The 1,769-nt window shown below is 50.4% G+C and carries 1 protein-coding gene; it reads left to right on the plus strand.

Features of this window, described 5'->3' with window-relative positions:
* The coding region (locus tag B3Z75_RS03830; RefSeq protein ID WP_294067939.1) for a DUF4861 family protein at positions 1 to 1,674 on the plus strand (1,674 nt) is incomplete at its 5' end.
* Positions 1,675 to 1,769: the final 95 nt, after the last annotated feature.

Consider the following 1,769-nt stretch of genomic DNA (forward strand, 5'->3'; position numbering starts at 1 on the left):
CCTACCGGTCCGGTGTTGAAACGCTCTACTGCACGCAATTACTTGCAAACAGTTACTTGGGAACGTGTGTTGATGACCTGGAATGAGAATAACCTGAATATCGCATTCAATGATCCGAAAGATACCATTGAACGCTGGGAAGGAGTGATCAATGCCGCATCCACCGATTCAGGATACTATATGCCGCGAATCGGCGCTCCGGATTGCGGACCTTATAACAAACGCTATGAACTGGTGCTTAAGCCCTCTGGACCCAACGAGTTTTATTTCAATCCCGCCGACCATCGCGTCCATATTAAAAACAGCAACAGGAGCTGGATCAAGGTGGATTACGACTTCGACACAAAAACAGACATGGCGTACCTCTGGGTGGATACAGACAAGGACGGCATCATGGACAGGGTGGATATTGACACGGATGGCGACGGCATAACGGATGACTCCTTCCCCATAGATGTGTCGGACGTAAAACCGGTGGGCTGGACATTCAAGGAGTTAAACGAGACATTGGCGCCCATTTTTAAAACCGAACCGGAACATACATACAATCTGGTAATGGCTCTTACTACAGCACTCCGATCCACGAAGGAGGAAATGGAAGAAGACGCGGTGTGGGATTTGCTTGCAAATCGCATGCAGGGTAAAAATATTCCGGACGATATTGCACGTCGCCTTATCAACAGCGACCAATCCATATTGTACTACCTTACGCTGGTGCAGGACCGGCAGATCGACCGGCTGAAAAAATCGGGATACAAAAACAATTCCTTCTGGAGAAAATTCAACGCAGCCCGCAGTAAAGGCGACACACAAGCTATGGTCAAAACCGTCGCGAAACATTTCAAAACGGGCAGACCGGAAGAAGATTATCATGCATGGACGGCACGGTTGCGCAGGGAAGAGGACAGGCCGCGCGTGGCCTGGAACAACCAATGGCTTCCTCCCAACTGGGGATGGGAATCGGAAAAAGCGGCCTTCCGCTTTTACTTGGGTCATTTCGACCTCTTCGGTAAACGGCAGTGGATTGACACGCTGATCATGCCAAAAATAGCCGAGGGCAAGAGTTACCATATCGACCAGAACGGTTGGGGAATGGATATCCTGCACGTGGGGAAAACGGCGGGATGCGGAGGGGTCATCCTCTATGTGAATGGCGTGCCCTATCCGGTCCGCAACGAAACGGGCAAGGGAGCCCCCATTTTTAGCGGCCGGTTGGTGGAGGAAACACACCATAGGGTCATCCTTGAATTCGTGGCGGAAGGGGTCGGCCCTGAAAACGCCCCCTACACAGTACGGCTGCGTCCTTCAATCGGCGCCGGGGATCTTTATTCATCGGTGGTAGCGACGGTGGATGGCGGCGCTCCAGGCGATAAAATCGAATTGGGCATAGGTTTGGTTAGGTTACCGGACGAGACGTTCTTTTCCGACAAAGATGCCGGCATTATCGGTTCGTGGGGATTCCAGGATCCGGAGATCGGCTGGATAGGCATGGGAATCATGTTTCCACCGGAACGGTTCCTGCGTTTCGATAACCAACCGGAGGAACACCGGGTAGTACTGGATTGTAAACGTGGAAAACCAATAACTTATAACATTCAGGGTGACTGGTTGCGCGGGCATCAATTTCAATGTTGCCCTTCGGCACAGGATTGGTTTGATGTATTAAAACATTAAGAGGAAACAGTTGAAATAGATAACTCTTTAACTCCTCTGGGTGGAAGAGGAATTTGAAAATTAAAGCCTCCATATTGAACTGCACCCCAAAAGTT

The sequence above is a fragment of the Proteiniphilum sp. UBA1028 genome, from assembly GCF_002316955.1.
Lineage (GTDB): Bacteria > Bacteroidota > Bacteroidia > Bacteroidales > Dysgonomonadaceae > Proteiniphilum.